General features: G+C 65.8%; 23 protein-coding genes. 13 read left to right on the plus strand and 10 right to left on the minus strand.

Translation table 11 applies throughout. From position 1 onward, the window contains the following. Positions 1 to 137: 137 nt before the first annotated feature. Positions 138 to 1649: a TrkH family potassium uptake protein gene (locus tag ACP97_RS09510; protein WP_049997599.1), complete on the plus strand. Its 1512-nt coding sequence runs from the start codon at positions 138 to 140 to the stop codon at positions 1647 to 1649. Next, positions 1646 to 1903 (plus strand): hypothetical protein, encoded by a 258-nt coding sequence (locus tag ACP97_RS09515; RefSeq protein ID WP_049997600.1) that lies wholly within the window; start codon positions 1646 to 1648, stop codon positions 1901 to 1903. Before ACP97_RS09510 ends, ACP97_RS09515 begins: the two co-directional genes overlap by 4 nt. 64 nt (positions 1904 to 1967) lie before the next feature. Here the strand turns inward: ACP97_RS09515 and ACP97_RS19895 are convergent, their stop codons facing one another. After that, complete coding sequence (locus ACP97_RS19895) at positions 1968 to 2126, minus strand: hypothetical protein (protein ID WP_154019989.1); 159 nt, start codon at positions 2124 to 2126, stop codon at positions 1968 to 1970. A 265-nt stretch (positions 2127 to 2391) separates the two neighbouring features. On the opposite strand from ACP97_RS19895, the gene ACP97_RS09520 reads away from it, so the two are divergent. Further along, positions 2392 to 3294, plus strand: coding sequence for a DMT family transporter (locus ACP97_RS09520; RefSeq protein WP_237561143.1), 903 nt, complete (start codon positions 2392 to 2394; stop codon positions 3292 to 3294). A gap of 111 nt (positions 3295 to 3405) precedes the next feature. On the opposite strand, the gene ACP97_RS09525 is transcribed toward ACP97_RS09520, so the two are convergent. From ACP97_RS09525 to ACP97_RS20425, 3 genes are read right to left on the minus strand one after another with little or no spacing between them, the layout of a single operon-like run. Further along, positions 3406 to 4260 carry an endonuclease III domain-containing protein gene (locus ACP97_RS09525; protein WP_049997601.1) on the minus strand — a complete coding sequence of 285 codons (855 nt, stop codon included), beginning with the start codon at positions 4258 to 4260 and terminating at the stop codon, positions 3406 to 3408. A gap of 30 nt (positions 4261 to 4290) precedes the next feature. After that, positions 4291 to 4704, minus strand: a complete 414-nt coding sequence (locus ACP97_RS09530; RefSeq protein ID WP_049998464.1) for a DUF371 domain-containing protein — start codon at positions 4702 to 4704, stop codon at positions 4291 to 4293. Between the two features lie 24 nt (positions 4705 to 4728). After that, positions 4729 to 4884 (minus strand): hypothetical protein, encoded by a 156-nt coding sequence (locus tag ACP97_RS20425; RefSeq protein WP_202593594.1) that lies wholly within the window; start codon positions 4882 to 4884, stop codon positions 4729 to 4731. A gap of 117 nt (positions 4885 to 5001) precedes the next feature. Here ACP97_RS20425 and ACP97_RS09535 point away from each other — a divergent pair, with 117 nt between their 5' ends. The 3 genes from ACP97_RS09535 to sppA all read left to right on the plus strand — a co-directional run bounded on the left by ACP97_RS09535 (position 5002) and on the right by sppA (position 8725). Next, on the plus strand, positions 5002 to 6666 hold the full coding sequence (locus ACP97_RS09535) for a glycoside hydrolase family 2 (protein WP_049997602.1): 1665 nt from the start codon (positions 5002 to 5004) through the stop codon (positions 6664 to 6666). Between the two features lie 195 nt (positions 6667 to 6861). Continuing rightward, a complete protein-coding gene (locus ACP97_RS09540; RefSeq protein WP_049997603.1) occupies positions 6862 to 7749 on the plus strand; it encodes a coiled-coil protein in 888 nt (295 codons plus the stop codon). 67 nt (positions 7750 to 7816) lie between these two features. Continuing rightward, positions 7817 to 8725, plus strand: coding sequence for a signal peptide peptidase SppA (gene sppA, locus ACP97_RS09545; protein WP_049997604.1), 909 nt, complete (start codon positions 7817 to 7819; stop codon positions 8723 to 8725). 7 nt (positions 8726 to 8732) lie between these two features. On the opposite strand, the gene ACP97_RS20805 is transcribed toward sppA, so the two are convergent. Further along, on the minus strand, positions 8733 to 9221 hold the full coding sequence (locus ACP97_RS20805; RefSeq protein ID WP_049998465.1) for a nucleoside deaminase: 489 nt from the start codon (positions 9219 to 9221) through the stop codon (positions 8733 to 8735). 86 nt (positions 9222 to 9307) lie between these two features. Between ACP97_RS20805 and ACP97_RS09555 the strand changes: the two genes are divergently transcribed. Then, the gene (locus ACP97_RS09555) at positions 9308 to 10450 is read left to right on the plus strand and encodes a DUF373 family protein (RefSeq protein ID WP_049997605.1); all 1143 of its coding nucleotides are present in this window, start codon (positions 9308 to 9310) and stop codon (positions 10448 to 10450) included. On the opposite strand, the gene ACP97_RS09560 is transcribed toward ACP97_RS09555, so the two are convergent. Continuing rightward, complete coding sequence (locus ACP97_RS09560; RefSeq protein ID WP_079977607.1) at positions 10447 to 11112, minus strand: type I 3-dehydroquinate dehydratase; 666 nt, start codon at positions 11110 to 11112, stop codon at positions 10447 to 10449. The genes ACP97_RS09555 and ACP97_RS09560 overlap by 4 nt on opposite strands. Positions 11113 to 11533: 421 nt before the next feature. Between ACP97_RS09560 and ACP97_RS09565 the strand changes: the two genes are divergently transcribed. Both ACP97_RS09565 and ACP97_RS09570 read left to right on the plus strand, forming a co-directional pair. Then, on the plus strand, positions 11534 to 11827 hold the full coding sequence (locus tag ACP97_RS09565; RefSeq protein WP_049997607.1) for a DUF5789 family protein: 294 nt from the start codon (positions 11534 to 11536) through the stop codon (positions 11825 to 11827). A 71-nt stretch (positions 11828 to 11898) separates the two neighbouring features. Further along, positions 11899 to 12498: a CPBP family glutamic-type intramembrane protease gene (locus ACP97_RS09570; protein ID WP_079977634.1), complete on the plus strand. Its 600-nt coding sequence runs from the start codon at positions 11899 to 11901 to the stop codon at positions 12496 to 12498. A 10-nt stretch (positions 12499 to 12508) separates the two neighbouring features. Here ACP97_RS09570 and ACP97_RS09575 read toward each other — a convergent pair whose 3' ends face one another. Next, positions 12509 to 13258, minus strand: a complete 750-nt coding sequence (locus ACP97_RS09575) for a CPBP family intramembrane glutamic endopeptidase (RefSeq protein WP_049997609.1) — start codon at positions 13256 to 13258, stop codon at positions 12509 to 12511. A gap of 39 nt (positions 13259 to 13297) precedes the next feature. Then, entirely contained in the window at positions 13298 to 14566 is a 1269-nt protein-coding gene (gene nreA, locus ACP97_RS09580) for a DNA repair protein NreA (protein WP_049997610.1), read from the minus strand. A 147-nt stretch (positions 14567 to 14713) separates the two neighbouring features. Between nreA and ACP97_RS09585 the strand changes: the two genes are divergently transcribed. Then, positions 14714 to 15868 carry an MFS transporter gene (locus tag ACP97_RS09585; RefSeq protein ID WP_049998466.1) on the plus strand — a complete coding sequence of 385 codons (1155 nt, stop codon included), beginning with the start codon at positions 14714 to 14716 and terminating at the stop codon, positions 15866 to 15868. Positions 15869 to 15897: 29 nt separating this feature from the next. Here the strand turns inward: ACP97_RS09585 and ACP97_RS09590 are convergent, their stop codons facing one another. Continuing rightward, entirely contained in the window at positions 15898 to 16863 is a 966-nt protein-coding gene (locus ACP97_RS09590) for a transcription initiation factor IIB (RefSeq protein WP_049997611.1), read from the minus strand. A 171-nt stretch (positions 16864 to 17034) separates the two neighbouring features. Between ACP97_RS09590 and rnhA the strand changes: the two genes are divergently transcribed. Both rnhA and ACP97_RS09600 read left to right on the plus strand, forming a co-directional pair. Then, positions 17035 to 17625 carry a ribonuclease HI gene (gene rnhA, locus ACP97_RS09595; RefSeq protein WP_049998467.1) on the plus strand — a complete coding sequence of 197 codons (591 nt, stop codon included), beginning with the start codon at positions 17035 to 17037 and terminating at the stop codon, positions 17623 to 17625. After that, positions 17618 to 18166 carry a DUF7108 family protein gene (locus ACP97_RS09600; protein WP_049997612.1) on the plus strand — a complete coding sequence of 183 codons (549 nt, stop codon included), beginning with the start codon at positions 17618 to 17620 and terminating at the stop codon, positions 18164 to 18166. Before rnhA ends, ACP97_RS09600 begins: the two co-directional genes overlap by 8 nt. 14 nt (positions 18167 to 18180) lie before the next feature. On the opposite strand, the gene ACP97_RS09605 is transcribed toward ACP97_RS09600, so the two are convergent. Continuing rightward, positions 18181 to 18537, minus strand: coding sequence for a PadR family transcriptional regulator (locus ACP97_RS09605; protein ID WP_049997613.1), 357 nt, complete (start codon positions 18535 to 18537; stop codon positions 18181 to 18183). 185 nt (positions 18538 to 18722) lie between these two features. Here ACP97_RS09605 and ACP97_RS09610 point away from each other — a divergent pair, with 185 nt between their 5' ends. Continuing rightward, a complete protein-coding gene (locus tag ACP97_RS09610; protein WP_049997614.1) occupies positions 18723 to 19256 on the plus strand; it encodes an inorganic diphosphatase in 534 nt (177 codons plus the stop codon). Positions 19257 to 19390: the final 134 nt, after the last annotated feature.

Consider the following 19390-nt stretch of genomic DNA (forward strand, 5'->3'; position numbering starts at 1 on the left):
TGTTATCGAGAGTAGGCTATTCGCGGCTCAGGTTGTTCTGGGCGTCCCCCTGCGACGGCCGGCACGACGTTCATCCCCGGGAAGCGGCTCTAGTCCCCGGCGGCGGTCGTCGGACCCGTCGCTGGATTTCGACGACGATGCACGAAGGCTACCACCGCGTGCTCGCCGATATCGGCGAGCTGTTCACGTACTACGCCGGCCTGCCGTTGCTCTCGATAGTCGTTGCGCTGGTCTGGCGTGAATGGTTCATGATACCCGTACTGCTGCTCACGGCGGCACTCGTCTTCGCGTTCGGGTGGAGCCTCCAGTCGCGCTACGGCGAGGCTGGCGAGGCCGAGACGGTTCAAGGGATTTTGGTGGTGTTGCTCGCGTGGGGACTGGCGGGCGTGGTCAACGCCCTGCCGCTACTGTTCGCCGCGTGGGCCACACAGTTCGGATTCCCCAACGTGCCCGCCGCCTCGCCCGCGCTGGCGACGTTCCTCAACCCCATGAACGCGCTGTTCGAGGGCATGAGCGGCGTGACTGGAAGTGGGTTCTCGATGGCCAGCCGACCGGACCTGCTGCCCGCGACGATTCAGTGGTGGCGCTCACTGAGCCAGTGGCTGGGCGGCATCGGCGTCATCGTGCTCGCGGCCGCCGTCGTGAGCACCTCCGAGAACGAATCGTTCACCGAGATACACGGCAATAAAGCGCCAACGGAAACCATTCGCTCGACAACCATCGGGACGGCCGCCGCCATCTGGTGGATGCTCGCGTACTTCACCGTTATCGCCATCCTGCTGCTCTGGCTCGCCGGCATGCCGCCCTGGGAAGCGATCAATCACGCGATGACGGGTCTCACGACGGGTGGCTTTTCCATCGTGCCGGACAGCATGGGCTACTACGGTCCGCGGGTGCAGGCCGCGCTGATACCGGTGATGATGCTCGGAGCGACATCGTTCAGCGTCCTCTTTTTCGCGCTGCAGGGCGACGGCGAGCACCTCATCCGCGACGCGCAGACGAAGTGGTTGGTCGGGGCGTTCGGCGTCGGCGTCGTCGCCGTCGTCGGCGTCGTGGTCGGCACGAACATCTATCGAACCATCCCGAGAGCCATCAGGTATGGGGGCTTTCAGCTGGTCTCCGCACTATCGACGACGGGCTTTCAGACCGCCTCGAACCTCGGCAGCCGCTGGCCGGCGGTCGGCAAACTCCTTCTGATTATTGCGATGATCGGCGGCGGCGCGGCAGGCTCGACCGCCGGTGGTCTCAAGGTCGTGCGCGTGCGCTCGCTGCTCAAGGAAGCGCCCATCAACGCGGTCGACGTGGCCGAACACGAACGCGACGTCGGTAGCGAGATGCGAGGAGAGGCCTCCGCAGAATTCGGCGGTGCGGCAGCGATCGCCCACCTGTGGTTTCTCATGCTGGCGGTCGCCACCGTCGTCTGTCTCCTCGCGCTCCCGATCAGCGCGAGCGGCTTCTCGCCCGTCGACGTGCTCTTCGAGGTGGCGAGCGCGGCGAGCAACGTCGGCCTCTCGACCGACGTCATCGGCGCGTCCTCGCCGCCGCTCGTCAAAGGCGTGTTCGTGCTCGTGATGTGGGTCGGACGTATCGAGATCATCCCCATCGTCGTGGCTGGGCAGGTGCTTCTCAACCGGGGTGTCGACCTGTGATTCCCGAACCAGCGGCGAAGGTCCCGCTCGAAACCGACGCTCTCGTTACCGCGATGTTCACCGTCGGCGTCGTCCTCGTCCCCGCGCTCGCCGTGTTCGGCCGCTCCAGCGTGACCGTCACGGTCGTGACGCTGTACGTGCTCTTCCAGCCGACCTATCTCGTTGCGAAATCCATCTGGACCGAAAAGGAGGGCGAGGAGAGTGAGGGTAGCGAGGCCGCCGACGAAGCCGAGGACGAGGCCGAGGAGGGCTGAACACGCGATAACGGTTCGATACTCGTCGTATTCGCACCCAGAATCATTCGGATATCGGGCGATGCTACGACCGGATATCGTGCAGGATTTCCTCCGTACACTCCTCGCAGAGCTCTTTTTTCGGTCCCTCGGCGAAACTTCCCTCCGTGTCGTGCTGGAAATAGCTCTCGGGACTCCCCTCGCTCGTTTTCCCACAGCCGTCGCACTCGAACTCCTTGACCATAGGTAGCGCATGGAGCGCAACGGGGGTCAACCCGTCGGTTCCGAAAGAACTCTGCGGCTGCAGCGCGTACGGCCCCGATCGAATGCGGCGTGACCGTCCCGTCGCTCGCACTCCACAGGACTCTGACGATCGTCCGTGACGACCGATAGCGACGCAATCGCCGACCCTCACCTCAGTCCTCTCTACACATCGGAGACGGGTTCGCAAGGAGCATCGAGCATGGATCGACCACAATACCTATCCGAAAACCGATGGGAATTCCCGCATGGATACTGTCGTCGTGGGGCTTGCTCTGCTCACTGCCACGAGTTGGGGCATCTCGGACCCGCTCTCGAAAGCGGGCATGGAGCGCGGCGGCACCCCACTCCTGGCGTCGATCGTCGTCGTCACCGTGAGCGTGCTCGGCTATTGGGTGTCGTTGTTTCTCAGGGGGTTCGATCTGTTCGCGCTGCCGTTCTGGGTCGTGGGTGCGTTTTTCGGGATCGGACTCGTCTCGACCGGTCTCGCCCGTCTGCTGAACTACGTCGGCGTCGAGCGCGCGGGAGCCAGCGTCAACAGCGCGACGGTCAACACGCGCCCGCTATGGGCGACGATCCTCGCGATCGCGTTTCTCGGTGAATCGATCACGGCCCAGGGAGTGCTGGGAATCGTCTGTGTCGTGAGCGGACTGGGACTCGTCGCGTTCTCGGGTGGGGGCGACATCACCGGCTGGAACAAACGCGATCTGCTCTTTCCGCTCGGGGCGGCGCTCACGTTCGCATTTGGGAACGTCGCCCGACGATTCCTGTTCACCACCACGGGCGCGACACCGCTCGATGCGGTCGCGCTCAACGAACTCGCCGGTCTCGTCGGGTTGGCTTCGTTCATCCTCTACTCGAAACGCGGGCAGTTGCGCTCGTTTTTCCGGATTCCGCGGGAAGCGTACGCGTATTTCGTCGGCTGCGGGGTCTTCAGCGCGCTCGCGCTGTTCGGACTGTTCGCCGCCCTGGAACGGGGGCAGGTGACCGTCGTCGACCCGCTTTCGAGTCCGACCTCCCTGTTTGCGATCCTCGTGACGGCCCTGTTCTTCCGCACGGTCGAATCGATCACTCCTCGACTGGTCGTGGGCGCTCTCTTGGTGATCTCGGGTGTGGTTCTCATCACCGGCCCACAGGTCCTGACGCTGTGACCGATCGGAGACGAAAAGCGGCCATCGAGCCGACAGCAAACGACGGGTCGATGCGACGCTTGATGGTTGTCTGAGAACTCGCGGCGAACGAACCCGACCTGCTCGTCGCCCTCAGTCCGCTTCGGCCGGATCGGTCACCTCTCCAGTCGCGGGATAGACACCCACCTGCTCACATAAATCGGCCATCGGACATGCCTCGGGATCGTCGAGACACGCCGGCTTGCGCGCGGTGCAGTATTCGCGCCCGAACTGGATGCTCGCCGTGTGGCCGAAGCCACACTTCTCGGCCGGAACCTGCGCTTCGAGCACCTCTCGAACCCCCTCGTGGTCCGCATCAGGTGCGGCGATACCGAGCCGGCGGTAGATGCGGTGGACGTGGGTATCGACCGGAAAGACGCCCGCGCGCCCGCCGGAAAAGAGCAGTACGCAGTCGGCCGTCTTGGGACCCACCCCCGAGAAATCGAGCAGCGTCTCGCGCACCGTCGCGGGGTCCTCTTCGGTGACGAACGCGTCGAACTCCTCGGCCGGGCGAGACTCCGTCTCGCTGTCCGACGCGTCCTCACCGGACGCGTCGACGCTCCCGTACTCGTCGACGACGCGCTCGGCGATGGCGATCATCGTCTTCGATTTCTGGTTATAGAGACCCGCCGATTCGATGGTTTCGGCGAGTGCGGACTGTTCGGCGTCGGCGAGCGCGACCGCGAGGTCCGTGCCGTCGCCGTAGCGGTCCATCAGCGCGTCGTGAGCCGGTTGGCTCGCTTTGTCGGAGGTGTTCTGGCTCAAGATCGTCCGCACGAGACACTCGAAGGCGTCCTGACCCCCATACGCCTTCTGCCAGTAGCGTTCCCCGAGACGGTCCACGACGGCCTCGGCGCGGGTTTCGGCCTCGTGCTCGTCGAATTCGGCTGCGAGACCGCCGCCCGCTGAACCGCCGCTGATGTTCTCGGCCGGTTCGTCATCGCTCATGAGCAATGCTAGAGCGCCGGCCACAAAACGCTATTCGACCCGAAGGATTCCCGTGAGTTCAGCCTCCTCTGCGAGCGCATCGACGAACGCCCTGTCGAGATCGGCGGCGGCCTTGTCGGTCCCGACCATCACGGTCCGATCGTCGACGTACTCGCTCGTCCGGCAGACGAGACTGCGCGCGTTCTCGAAGGCGAGGTCCGGGTGGCCGCGACCGGTGACGAGTTCGGTCTGGTCGCCGGCGTCGAGTGTCAGGGTAATGGTCGCGTCGGCGTCGCGACAGGCAGCGACGAATCCCGGATCGAAGTCGGCGGGCGTACGATCGGCCTCGACGGCCAGAATGCAGTCGCCCGCGGGCGTCAGGTAGTCGTCGCTCGTGAGTTCGAGCGTGCTCGCGTGGCGCGCGCTGACGTTCTCGTGACCGCGCGCACGGACGACCTCTTCCATGACCGCCCTCGGCCGGGGCGGCATTTAGGCGTGTGTCTTTGCGACCGTCACCGTGATCGCGCCGCAGGCACACTCGTAGGCACGACGTTCACCGTACCTGTCCCGAAAGACGAGCGCCGGAGCGGCGAGTTCGTGGTCGCAGTCGGTCGCTTCACACGTAGGCGTGAGTTCGTCGAACACGGCCGAACGACGCCCGCAACAGGGATGAACCGGAGCCATCCCCGGAGCGAAAGTGAAGCCGGCCGGAACACGCGATGGGGACAGAAGGGCTATGACCGCGGCGCACACCCTACAGGCATGGAGCTGTGCGAGTGGACGGCCGCGGCGGTCACCCCCGGCGACGGCCCGCCCGAAGCCGACGGCTGGCAGTCCATCGAAGATCCCGTCAGCCCAGAGGGATTTGCGGGCGAACGCGCCGTCGCCTACCGCACGCGATTCGCTGACCCGCGCGACGGCGGCGACGGGCGCGTGCTGCTCACCCTCCGCGGACTCTACGCCCACGCACGTATCTGGCTGAACGGCGCGTTCGTCGGGAGTCACGACACCTATTTCACGCCCTTTCGAACGGTGTTCGACCCCCAAGACGAAAACGAACTCCTCGTCGAGTGTCGCGCGCCCGAGGACCGTTTCGGCGGTGTCTTCGAAACCGGGTTGATCCCCGAATCCCGGAGCGTACCCGGCATCCGATGGAGCGCTCGCGTCGAGGGCGTCCCCGAGACCGTCATCACCGACCTCACGATCGGCACCGACGAAAGTGGCGACGAGGCGGGCGTCAACGCCATCGTGACCATCGATGCCGGCACCGATATCGACGGTCGCGTACGGCTCTCGCTCGGTCCGGCGGGGTCGGCGGGTGCGAGCGCGCTGAGTCAGGTGGGCGTGAGTGCGGCGGCGGGCGAGCGCGTCACGGTACAGGGCCGACTCTCCGTGCGCGACCCCGAGCGGTGGTGGCCGCGCGGGTTCGGTCCCCAGAACCGGTACGTCGTCCGGGCGGCCCTCGGCGAGCACGAACGAACGGCGACGACCGGCTTTCGCACGGTCGAGTACAATGCCGAGGGGCTGTCGGTCAACGGGACTCGCGTCCCGGTTCGTGGTCTCGTCGTGCTGCCCGATGAGCGCGAAACCGACCCCGACCCCATCGAGCGGGCGGTCGAGGCGAACGCCACTCTCGTTCGCCCGTACGGCCACGTGCCCCCGAAATCGTGCTACGAAGCCGCCGGCGCGGCGGGCGTGCTCCTCATGCAGGACGTCCCGATGAGTCCGGGCGCGCTCGACGCCGAACGCGCCCGACTGGTCGCGCGCACGCTCGCCGGCGCGGTCGGTCGTCGACCGAGCCTCGCCGCCTTCGGGGTTCACGACGACTCGCATGGGTTCGACGTCACGACCGACGAAGACGAGTGGCGCGTGCTCCGCTCGACGGGTAATGGGGGTGGGGCCACGGCGACGGCGGCCGCGGCGGCGCTTCCGGGGGACGTCCCCACGATTTCGACGCCGGGTCTCGATGGCGACACGGTGGAGGTCGGGACGGCGTGGGTGCTCGACGGCTGCTCGGCGAACGGCGCGCGGACGCGCTACGTGGTTCCGGGGACCGATGACGCGGCGACCGCTCGCGCCGAACGGGCGATCGAGGCACTGCGGCTGTCGAACGAATCGATCGTTACGGCCTTCGGCCCGCCGGGAGCGGTCGGCGACGCCGTCGAGACGGCGTTCGCGCCAGTAGGAATATTTCTCGACGACCCCACGGCCGCGGAGCCACGGGTCGTCGTCGTCAACGACACGCCCGAACCGGTCGCCGGCGACCTCGATTGGACGACCAGTACGGAGAGCGCAACGCTGTCGGTCGCCGTCGACCCGCTCTCACGGACGGTGGTCGACGGGATCGACTGGCCGGGTGATGCCGAACGGATCGAACTGATACTTTCGACCGACGAGCGACGGGCGACGAACGAGTACGAGCGCTGATGGCCGTATCGGCAGTCAACCCCTCACACGACCACAACGTTTAAATCGATTCTGGCAGTATCAGTACATGCCAGAACGCCGCCGGCGTCCACCGTGGTATCGCACACAGAATGATACGGACCACTCCTCAGGACCGACAGCGACCGACCGGGAGTGGCGACCACGCGCTGGCGCGGCTGGGATCGCAACAGAACTATGAGCACAATCGACCAATCAGCGAACGTCGAACTCACCGACGACGACCTCGAAAGCGACTCGAAAGGACAGTTGATCAAACTCGCCGGCAAACTCCGTGACCGGCGCAACGAACTGAACCAACAGGCCTCGGAGCGCGCATCGAAACGCGACGACCTCAACGCGAAGACTCGAGAGCAAGTCGATCTCGCCCAGGAACACCGCGAGAAACGCGACGAACTCAACGAGAAGGTACAGGAACACAAACAGCAGCGCAACGAACTCAACGCCGAGGCCAACGAGCTGTTCGACGAGGTCGACGAACTGAAAGGCGACCTCGAACTCGACGAGGGCAAGGACCTCGACGAACTCGAAGAGGAAATCGAGAAACTCGAGTTCCGCCAGCAGACCGAGGTGCTCTCGACGGAGGACGAGCGCGAACTCATCGAGAAGATCGAGAACAAGCGCGAACAGTACCGCGAGCGAAAGGAGGCGCTCGACGACACCGACGGGCTCGAAGAAGTCAAGGCCGAAGCCGAGGAGATCCGCGCCGAAGCCTCCGAGCACCACGAGAAGGTGACCGAACTCGCCGACGAGGCCCAAGAGCACCACAACAACATGATCGAGGCCTACCGCGAGGCCGACGACGTCCGCGACGAGGCCGACGAGTGGCACGAGAAGTTCGTCGACGCCCAGGAGGCCGCCGACCGCCACCACGAGGACTTCGTCGAGGTGCAAAAGCGCCTGCGCGAGATGGACAAAGAGGAAGAGCAGGAGCGCAAATCCGCACGTGACCAGCGCCGCGAGGAAGCAGAAGCCGAAGCCGAGGAGATCTACGAGCAGTTCAAACAGGGCGAGACCCTCGATACCGAGGACCTGATGAAGTTGCAGAAAGCGGGCAAGCTCTAACACCACCGAACCCGAAGCCGACTGCCGCGAGCGAACCATTCATCCGCCGCCCGCCCCGTGAGTAGCCATGCCCATCGAATCACGAACCGCATTCATGAGCGCGGCCGTCGGCGCGAGCGCCGGGGCCGGCGTCTGGGGGACGATCAAACGGCTGCGCGCACGAGCCGAGAACGGGTACAATACCGTCGAGGTCGCCGTCGAGGGCCCCATCACGCGCGAGGGAAGCCGCCTGCCGGGCAACCGGCGGCGCTCGATTCCGGCCGACAAGATCGTCGACCAGATCGAGCGCGCCGACGAGGACCCGAACGCCGAAGCCTTAGTGGTGAAACTCAACACGCCCGGCGGGGAGGTTCTCCCCAGTGAAGACATCCGGCTGGCCGCCGAGCGCTTCGACGGCCCCACGATCGCCTACGCGACCGACACCTGTGCGAGCGGCGGGTACTGGATCGCCAGCGGCTGTGACGAACTCTGGGCACGCGAGGCGAGCATCGTCGGCTCGATCGGAGTTCGTGGCTCGTCGGTCAACGCGAAGGGACTCGCGGACAAACTGGGACTCGACTACCAGCCGCTCAACGCCGGCGAGTACAAGGACGCGGGCTACCCGCTGAAAGAACCCGACGAAGATGATCAAGAATACCTCCAGGGAATCGTCGACGACTACTACGAGACGTTCGTCGAGCGGGTCGCCGAGGGACGCGGTCTCGACGAGGAGACGGTTCGAGAGACCGAGGCGCGGGTTTACTTGGGGACCGACGCCGCCGAGAACGGACTGGTCGACGAACTCGGCACCCGCGAGGACGTCGAAGAGCGCATCGCCGAACGGCTCGGCCACGACGTCGAGATCGAGGAGTTCACGCCGAAGCAGAACCTGATGGAGCGAATCAGGGGCCAGTCACAGGGTGTGGCCTACGCCTTCGGGGCCGGTGTCGCGGACTCGCTCGGCGTGGACGAGGAGTTCGGTCTCGAACTGCGATAGCGCTCGATTATCCGTTGAGTTCCTGCCAGTGCTCGTAGACCGAGAGAGCCTCGTCGTCGGCCTCGTCGGCGTGAATCAATGGGAGGTTGCGCTCGTCCCAGTCTTTTTGATATTCGTCGTAGAACTCGCCGAACTCGAAGTATTTTCGGCTATCCGTGTAGTATTCTTCGTACCGCTCGCGCTGGGTGAGGAAGAAGACGTTGTCCGGGCTACAGTAGTAGAGCGCGCCGAGACACATCGGGCAGGGATGGGCCATCACGTAGACGTCACAGCCCGAGAGGTCCTCGCTGCCGACGCGCTTGCAGGCCTGTTCGATGGCCACCGTCTCGGCGTGGGCGACGAGATTGTTGGTCTGGGCGACGAGGTTCGGGCTCTCGGCGAGGATTTCTCCATCGCGGACGACGAGACAGGAGAAGGGTCGGCCGCCGTCTTCGACGTTCTCGCGGGCGATTGCCAGCGTGCGGTCGACGAACTCGGGATCTACGCTTTGGGACACGAACGAGAAACGCCCGCCGGAGGCATAGACGTTCGCCAACCGGCACCATCGCGGGTGTTTTCATGGCGCGGTCGTGAACAGTAGGCGTGAGTACGCTCGTCGTCTGTATCGACCGCGGCGAGATCGTCGCCGACGCCGCGGGGGAGCTACCGGTGGTCGGCGAGCGGACGGTGCGCTCGCTGGTCACCGACGTCGGTATCGCGGACCCCGAGAGCAGCCGCGTCAACTGTCTACTCGAAGGGCTGCGCCTCGCTCGCGAACTGCGAGACGCGGGCGAGGAACCGGTGGTGGCGGTCGTCTCCGGAGTGGACGAGTCGGTCGATGCCGACCGCGACCTCGCCCGCCAATTAGAGGGGCTGCTCGCCGACCGCGCCATCGAGTCGGCGGTCGTCGTCACCGACAGCACGACCGAAGAACGCGTCGTTCACGTCGTCGAGAGCCGGGTGCGCGTCGACGGCGTCTCGCGGGTCGTCGTCCGGCAGGCCCGCGACCTCGAATCGACGTACTACCTGCTGAAGCAGTTCCTCGCCGACGAGGACCTCCGGCAGACGGTGTTGGTACCGATCGGCGTCGCGCTGCTCGCGATCCCGATGTTCGTGCTGTTCGCCCGGAGCCTGCGGAGTGCACTCGCCGCCGTCGCCGGCGTCACCGGGCTGTTCGTGCTCTACAAGGGGTTGGGCGTCGGCGACGCGCTCGGGGCGCTGACGGGCGGCGTGCGCGACGGACTCTACACCGGACGACTCTCGGTCGTCACGGGCGTCATCGCCGCGGGGCTAGCGCTCGTGGGTCTCGTGGCGGGTGCGATCAGCGCCACGCCGCTGGCCGGCGAGGCGAGCGCGCTCGTCACCGTAATGTCCTTCCTGTTCGACAGCGTGCCGTGGCTGGCGACGGCGGCGTTGACCGCGAGCGCCGGCCGGGTCGCCGACGAGTGGCTCCACAGCGGCCGGGTCGGCAACGCCGCGCTCAACCTTCCGTTCGTGGTGGTCGCGGTCGGTCTCGTGATTCGTGGATTCGGGGCCTACTTCCTCGAACGCGCCGGCGTCATCGGTCCATTGAGAATGCCGGCGACGGGTCTCGGCGTCGTCTCGGTGCGTGGATTCGTCGTCGGCGGCGATGCCCGGCTCGTGGCGTTCGTGGTCGCCGGGGTGCTCGTGAGTCTGCTCGGCGTCGGCGTCGCGGCGCGGATGGGCGAGCGCGCGCCCGACGAGCACACCGAGAGCCTCGATTAATCCAGCGTGTCGAGCAGGTCGGCGAGCGTGGCGAGGTCGTACTGGCCGGGAGCGGTCGCGCGCTCGGGGTCGAGCGGCGCGTAGGCGATCCGTGAGCCGTAGAGGGGCGCGATAGCCCGCGAGTGGCCGCCAACCGCGCCCATTGCCATCGTCGCCACCCGTTCTCCGCCCCTGTGGAGGGTGTGCGTGGCCGCGAGCAGGTCGAGGACGTCCGCGGGCGTGTGAGCCGTGACGGCGAGTTTTGCGACCGTGCCGTGCTCGCTCGCGTGCTCCAGAGTCTTCTCCATCGCGGTGCGCGAGGGTGTCCCCTCGAAATCGTGTGTCGAGACGATGCAGGCCGTGTCGTGCTCGCGGGCGTGCTCGGCAAGCCAGTTCTCGTCCTCGACGGTCGCCAGTTCGATGTCGATCGCCTCCACGGTCGAACATTCGGCAGCGCGTTCGAGCGCGGCGAGCCGGTCGGGGGTTTCGGGCGCGTCGCCGCCCTCGTCGACCGTTCGGTTGGTCGCGATCAGGGGCAGGTCTCCATCGTAGGCCGCGAGCGCGTCAAGCGGGTCGTCGGTGAAGTCCATGCGGAACTCGACGGCGTCGGCGTGGGTGCGGGCGGCGGGTTCGTCACGCAGGTCGGCGGTGGCCGCCGCGAGCACGCACGAATCGAAGTTCATGCTCGCCATCGGCCCGAGCGGGCGAAAACTCGTTCGGCTCGTGCGACCGCGGTCGCGGCGCGGCCGCGGCGGTGCGGTAGCGGTTCCTGGCGGATGAAGGGCGAGGCGCACCGGTGTGAGCGAAGCGAACACCACGACCGAAGGGAACGCGCCGAGGGCTTCGGCGGTGCTGTGCGATTGCGGTGAGTGGTTATATCCGCGCGAGCGCAGCGAGTGGGGTTCACCGCGAACGACCGAAGGGAGTGAGCGGGAGTTTTTAGTCCAGGTTTTTGCGACGAGCGGTGTGGTTCGGGAGAGCAAAGCTCTCCCGTCATCACGAAACGGCTCCGCCGTTTCGAACGACGCGAGCCGCAGGCGAGCGCACCCGAGGAGTAAAAAAGTGGTTCGTAAAACCCAAAGCGGGTCGCCACGGGGTGTCCATATGGCCGATGACGAAGCCGACGAGGAAGACGAGGGACCAGTCGTCGAGCTGGGCGAGGGAGCGGCTGTTGAGGGCGTGCCGCTCGCGCGCGTCACCTCGCGGCTGACGTGGGGCATGGAGCGGTCAGAACTCGAACGGCGTGTGGGCGACGTCGAGATCCGGACGCCCGACGGGCCGACCAGCCTGAGTGACGTGCTCGCCGAGGTCGACGAACCGTACTTCGAGCGCCGCCAGGAGTTCGAGGCGAGCGTGCGCGAGGTGGTCGGGACGGGTCCCGTACCGACCGAGGAGTAGTGGCCGAGCCGTCGGGCCGGCGGTGGGTCGCGCTCGCGCTGGGCTGGGGAGCGGTGCTCGCGGCCGCGTGGATGGCGCTCGAACGCGGCGGGGCGGGCAGCGGTCTCCGGGCGCGCGTCGTCCGCGACGGGGCGCTCTATCTCGTCGGACCGGCGGTGCTCGCATCGCGGTACGGCCGGCGGCTCGGGTGGCGCGTCGACCGGCGCGCGCTGCGGAACACCCTCTTGCTCGCGCTCTTCGTCCTTCCCTTCTATCTCGTCGGTTCGTCGCTGCCCACCGTCAGGGCATACTACCCGATGTGGGGAACCGGACTCGCCCTATCGTCGTTTCTCCCCCACGCCGTCGGGCAGTTCGTGGTCGTGCTCGCCGCCGAGACGTACTTTCGAGGGTTGCTCTGTGTCGGCGTGCGCGAGATCGGCTTCAAGAGCGTGTTCATCAGTCCCGTCGTCTATGCGCTCCAGCACGCGGGGAAACCGCCGATCGAACTGCTGCTTTCGGGACCGACCGACGTGCTCTTCGGCGCGGTTGACTATCAGAGTCGGTCGATTCTGCCCTCAGTCGTCGCCCATGGATTGGGGCTGACGCTGCTCGATTGGCTCGTGCTCCACCCGCCGCTACTCGCACCCGAACGAGTGGTACGATGGCTGCGGTGGCTGCCGATTCCGCTCTGAGGGGCGTGAATCAGGCCGCCCCGGCTGGCATGCCGCCGGCTTGGAGGAAGAGATAGAGCAGCGTGAACAGCGTCGCGTTGTACGCGCCGTGGATGAACGCCGGAACCACGAGGTTGTCGGTGAACTCGTAGGCCGCGCCGAAGACGAGGCTCGGGAAGAAGAGCACGCCGATGGTCGCCAGCCGCCCGCCGACGCCGCCGGTGAGTGCCGTGAAGTGTATCGCGGCGAAGATAGCGCTTGCGAGCACCACCCCCGAAACCGGTCCGAACGCCTCCCTGAGTCGGCCCTGCACGATACCGCGGAAGAGCAGCTCCTCGCCGGGCCCGATGAGGAGGAAGGAAGCGGGAATCAAAAACAGGAGGACTTCGGGGTTGTCGATGGCGAGCTGGCCGACCTGATTTTGGGCGGTCTCGACCTGCGTGAGTGTGACGAGCGCCGTCCCGACGAACAGGCCGACGAACGCGAGTAGATAGCCGCTCACGGCCGCGATGGCGTCCCGCAACGACGGGAGTCGGGCACCGATGTACGCGAATCCGAGTCCCCTGAGTCGTAAGTACAGGAGCGCGACGCCGCCGAAGGCGATGCCCTGTCCGGTAATCAGTCCAACGACCAGGAGCGCCAGTGCGCCGAGTTCGATGCCGACGAAAACCAGCGGGAGGATGACCGCGGCACCGAGGAGGGCGGCGACGACGAGACCGAGAACGCCGACGGCGAGCGCGACGCCGAGCGCGCGCAGGCGACCCGTGTCCGTATCACTCATAGCGAGTATGATGCGGGCGTGGGCGAAAGGATTCCGGCTTCAGTCGCCGAAGGCCGACAGACTCGACTGGACGCCCGCCGCGAGCGACGACTTCCGGCGCAGGCGCGCGAGCGAGACCGGAAGCTGGGGTTCGAGCTGACGGAGCGCGTCCCCGAACGATTCGGCTACGCCCGATTCGCCGTCGAAGGCGTTCCGCACCGTTTCGCGGACCTGCCACACTCCAGTGGGTCCCCAGTAATCGGGCGTCACGTGGCGTATCACGAGCACCGAGGCCTGTCGGTCGCGTGCCGCGAGGTGTTCGAGCACGCCCAATCGGGCCGCGTAGTAGGCTCCGGCGGTCTCCTCGACGTACCCGGTCCGGCCCTCGTGGCCCTCGCGGTCGGCGGCGAGCCACATTCCCCTGTCCGGGTCGGGGTTCCAGACGCTGCCGGGCGCTTTGCACTCCACCAACTCGAACTCCCACTGGCCGGGTGCGAGCAGGATCCAGAACTTGTTCCCCAGATACTCGTTGTAGAACAGTTCAGTTTTGTCGACGCTCGTCGCGTTGCGGATCTGCCCCCTGAGAAACTTCCCCACCGTGTCGTCGACGGCGGTGATCGACCAACGTGTGGGCACGAGCCGTCGGTTCTCGCCCTCGCCGAGCGCACCCGCCGAGAGGATGGTGTTGATGTCGTAGACGTCGAAGCCCCGGTTGTAGAGATAGTTCATCGCGCCCTCGGCGCGCCAGTCGTCGTCTTCGAGGGTCTTCTTCACTGGCCGCGGCACGTGCGGGTTCTCGGTCAGCGTCGCGCTCTCTGCTCGGGCGCGCGGCCCGGTCGGCGAGGAGATGTCTCGCTCCGACACGGAGAAATCCACGTCCAGCGAACTGTCGAGACCGATCTCGACGTCCACGGGCCTGTCGGCGATGGCGACCTCGCGTTGAGTTCCCACAAAGCCGGTCCACGCCTCGGCGACGTTTTTCACACTGGTCGTTTTCGCGGTGTTCACCAGCCCCGTGCGGTGCTGAAAGACGTCCTCGATGGAGAAGTCCCGGTCGTACCAATGTCCTCCAGTTTCGAAGTCGGCGGCGCGCTCCTCGTGGCCCACGGGCGAGAGGACGCCCGTCGAGACGTTCGGATAGGACGACCGACCGACGAAGATGGTGGGCGAGGTGCTGCCGAGCAGCGCGTCGTCCGACACTCGTCGCTCGAAGTTGGTTTCGACGTCGTCGAGGTAGTCGGTGATGGCGTAGGATTTCTCCTGAACCAACTGCCGGCGCTCGGCGCGCTCGTCGCGCTCGATTTCCTCGAAGTATTCGTCGAGCCGCATCATTCGAAGAAGGGGTCTCGAGGGTTTGAACCCTCCGCTACCGGCCGGAATCGGTGCTAGCGGCCGTGAGAGTCGAAAGATTTGAACCGACCCCACACATCGCATTGGGGAGTGTCACGACGACGGCTGTTCGGGTCGCTGTGTTCGATGGTGCTGCTGGTGAACCTCGCACGGGTGGTCTTCGCGCCGCTGCTCGAACCCGTACGGGCGGATTTCGGCGCGTCGGCCACAGGCGTCGGCCTGCTGGCGACGCTCGCGTGGCTCGGCAGCGCCTCGCCGCGCCTGCCGACGGGCTACCTGCTCACGCGCGTCCCGCGCCATCGGGTGATCCTCGCGGCCGGCACGACGCTTTCGCTCTCGCCGCTGCTCGCCGCAATCGCCACCTCGCTCCCGGTGCTCTGGGCGAGCGCCTTCCTGATGGGACTCTCCAGTGGGATGTATTTCATCGCGGCCAAACCGCTGTTGAGCGACCTCTTTCCGAGTCGCATCGGCACCGCCGTCGGCGTCCACGGCACCGCGAGCCAGCTCGCCGCGGCGGGCGCGCCGCTGTTCGTCACCGCCGTCCTGTTCGTGAGCGAGTGGCGCACGGTCTTCGTCCTGATGAGCGGGGCTGCCGCGGCCGCGACGATCGCGTTCTTCCTCATCGCCCGCAATAATACTGTGCCGGACGGCGAACGCGAGAGCCGGAACTTCCTCGGCGCGGTCCGCAAACAGTGGAAACTCGTGGTCGGAGCCATCGTCCTCGCGGGCTTTGCCGACCTCGCGTGGAACGGGGTGTTCAACTTCTACGTGTCCTACCTCGTCAGCGAAAAGACCGTCTCGGAGGGCACCGCCCGGACACTGCTCGCGGTCGTCTTCGCCGCCGGCGTGCCCGCCTTCACGCTCGCCGGTCGCCTCGCCGACCGCCTGCCCTACGTCCCGCTGGTGCTCGCCATCATCACCGCCTTCGCCGCCTCGCTGCTCGGGCTGACAGTAGTTTCGGGTACCCTGCAACTCGCCGCCGTGAGCGTCGCGCTCGGGCTGGCCATTCACAGCCTCTTTCCGGCGATGGACACCTACGTGCTCGACTCGCTGCCCGATGCCCACCGCGCGAGCGCCTACGCGGTGTTCAGCGCGGGCATCATCTTCCTCAGCGCGCTCGGCAGCGTCGTCGTCGGCGCGCTGCTCGATGCGGGGCTGGCCTACACGACGATATTCCAGGGGTTCGGCGTCGCTACACTCGGGTTCGCTGCCGTCTTCGCCGGAATCCAGTTCACCATTGGCTTTCCAACCGGTCGGCGAACGAGCGAATCGGATACGTAGACCACGTGAAAATTAGGTGACGAAAAACCTCAGCCGTGGATGCCCATCGCCTCGATCTGCTCTTGATACCGATTTCGAATCGTGACTTCCGTGACTTGGGCGACGTCGGCGACCTCGCGCTGGGTCTTCTTCTCGTTACAGAGCAAAGAAGCGGCGTAGATGGCGGCGGCGGCGTATCCAGTTGGGGACTTCCCCGAGAGCAGGCCCTCCTCGGCGGTCGTCTCGATGATGTCGTTGGCCTTCGCCTGCACCTCCTCCGAGAGGGTGAGTTCCGAGCAAAAGCGGGGAACGTACTTCTTGGGGTCGACGGGGCGCATTTCGAGGGCGAGTTCCTGGGAGACGTAGCGATAGGTGCGGCCGATCTCCTTGCGTTCGACCCGTGATACTTCGGAAATCTCCTCCAGCGAGCGGGGAATGCCTTCCTTGCGACAGGCCGCATAGAGTGCCGAGGTGGCGACGCCCTCGATGGAGCGCCCCCGAATCAGGTCCTCGGCGAGCGAGCGCCGATAGATGACCGAGGCCACTTCTCGAACGGAGCGCGGGACGCCCAGCGCGCTCGCCATCCGGTCGATTTCGGAAAGAGCGAACTGGAGGTTGCGCTCGCCGGCGTCCTTCGTCCGGATGCGCTCCTGCCACTTGCGGAGGCGGTGCATCTGGCTGCGTTTCTTCGAGGAGATCGACCGCCCATAGGCGTCCTTGTCTTTCCAGTCGATAGTAGTAGTGAGACCCTTGTCGTGCATCGTCTGGGTGGTCGGCGCACCCACACGGGATTTCTGCTGGCGTTCGGCGTGGTTGAACGCCCGCCACTCGGGACCAGGGTCGATGTTCTCCTCCTCGACGACCAGCCCGCAGTCCTCACAGACCAGCTCGCCACGGTCGGCGCTCTTGACGAGGTTGTCCGATTCACACTCGGGACAGCGCCGCACCCCCTCGCGTTCGTCGTCCACCTGCTCCGTTTCGGTCTGACGCTCCCGCTGACGAGTGGACCGTGTCATTGCACTTTTATAGTAGTATCCTCAGAGTGTATAAACTCTTGGGGGTATATCGTCGTTTTTCGTCGGATTCGTGCTGGACTGGGTGACAGTCGCTCTCGGACCGATCGAACGAGAGGGTTTCCGACGAGCCGTATCGCAACCGCTATGCGAACGCTGTGAGGAGTGGAGACGATGCCGGTCATCGAGTGTGACGTCGAGACTGCCCGCGAGCGCCTCGAAGCCGCCGGAATCGCGGTCGAGACGGGCAACACCGACCACGAGCGCTGGCGGGCAGTTAGTGAAGAAGCGACCGCCGTCGCCTACGAGGGAAAGGTCGTGATACAGGGCGCGGAGCCGGCTCGCCTCGAAGGAGTGCTCCGGGAGGAGGGCGGGCGCGCACACTGCTATTTCGACGGCGCGTCGCGGGGCAACCCCGGCCCGGCGGCCATCGGCTGGGTCATCGTCGACGGTAGCGGGATCGTCGCCGAGGGTGGCGAGCGCGTCGGCGAGACGACGAACAACCGTGCCGAGTACGATGCGCTCGTCCGAGTGCTCGAATGCGCTGCCGACTACGGGTTCTCCGTGGTCGCGGTCCGTGGCGACTCTCAACTCGTCGTCGAGCAGGTCCGTGGTGCATGGAAGACGAACAATCCCGCGCTGCGCGAGCGCCGGGTGCGGGTGCGGGAACTGCTCGACCGGTTCGACGACTGGTCCATCGAGCACGTCCCGCGGGAAGTGAACGAGCGGGCCGACGCCCGCGCGAACGAGGCCTTCGATGAGTGACCTCCCCGAGGAGATCGCCGACGAGGCCGAACGGCTCACGCGGCTCGTGCGCTCGGTACCGAGCGAAGACGAACGCGAAGCCTACCGCGAACAGCGTGACGAAATCCTCGCCGACTACAGTTTCACGGCGCGAGTCCGCGAGACTGACGACACGCTCGTCTGCCATCCGGCCGAATGGATCGAGGATGGAGAGGTCAAAGTGGAGCGCGTCGAGGACACGGGTCGTGCCGCCGAGCGCTCGCTTTCGGGAGCCGACGACCCCGACGACTGGGCGGCCATCGCGAGACACAACGATAGGGTCGTCGAGCGCGTCGCCGCTCGTGGAGCAGTCCACGGCGCGAACGCGCGGGCCTTCGCGGATTTCATGAGCAACCACTACGCGCGCGCCGTCGAGTCGGCCACCGACGAGGAGCGAGAGGAATTCCGGACTGAGTATTTCGTGCGCAACGCATGGCCGACCGACGAACAGCGCGCAGCCATCGAGCGTTCGCTCTCGCTCGTCTTCGAGGAAGCCGCCGCTCTCGACGCTGCGGACGAATAAAATCGGATGGTGTTCTATCGCTGGCTGTCGACGAGATCCCGGACCGTCTCGGCACGCTCGTCGTCGGTGACGAACTTCCCGAGCGTCCAGTCGAGCTTGTCGACGACCGCCTCGTAGCCGTCGTCGGTGAGCGCGTAATCGTTGGTGCGCTTGTCGCGTTCCGACTTCTCGACCAGCCCCGCCTCCACGAGGTCGTCGAGGTTCGGGTAGAGCCGGCCGTGGTTGACCTCCGAATCGTAGTACGATTCGAGCTGGCGCTTGATGGCCAACCCGTACATCGGTTCGTCGGAGAGGATCGCGAGGATATTCTGTTGGAAAGCCGTCAGGTCTCGCGCGATACCCCGTTCTTGGACCGCTTGTGCCTCTGGCATCAAGCCAGAAAGATGTCACCCGTATATTTAATGCTTCGCAACCATACCGGGCCATCGGCCGCGATGGCCGCAATACCTGCCATAACCGGCTGATATCGATCGTGAAAGTCGTCCGCGAGTCCGACGGCGTCGGTGACGAGCACCGATGGTAAACGTTTTTTCTCGCCTCTCCGGACGGCGGGGTGATGACGAACCTCTGGGAAGACCTCGAAACCGGCCCGAACCCACCCGAGACGATCCATGCCGTCGTCGAGTGTCTCAAAGGCGAGCGCAACAAGTACGAGTACGACAAGGACGTTCCGGGCGTCGTCCTCGACCGCGTGCTCCATTCGAACGTCCACTATCCCCATGACTACGGGTTCATTCCCCAATCGTACTACGACGACGAGGACCCCTTCGACGTGATGGTGCTCGTCGAGGACGCGACCTTCCCGGGCTGCATCGTCGAGGCCCGTCCCGTCGCACTGATGCGGATGGACGACGACGGCGAGCAGGACGACAAGGTCATCGCCGTCCCCACCGAGGACCCCCGCTTCGACCACATCGAAGACCTCGAAGACATTCCCCAACAGCAACTTGACGAGATCGACGAGTTCTTCGAGACCTACAAGAACCTCGAAAAGGGCAAAGAAGTCGAGACGCAGGGGTGGGAGGACCGACAGGCCGCCTACGACGCCATCGAACACGCACAGGACCTCTACGCCGAACAGTTCGGCTGAATCGGTCGGTCGCATCTTTCCGAACGCCGTGTTCGCTCACGAGGGACTCGTAGCCTCGACTCTCGTTCGTCGCCAGTTTCCGATCATAGACCCAGATATATCTCACAGTTATCCGGCGCGCGCTCCGAATGTGT

It is taken from the genome of Halococcus sediminicola, from assembly GCF_000755245.1.
Taxonomy (GTDB): domain Archaea; phylum Halobacteriota; class Halobacteria; order Halobacteriales; family Halococcaceae; genus Halococcus; species Halococcus sediminicola.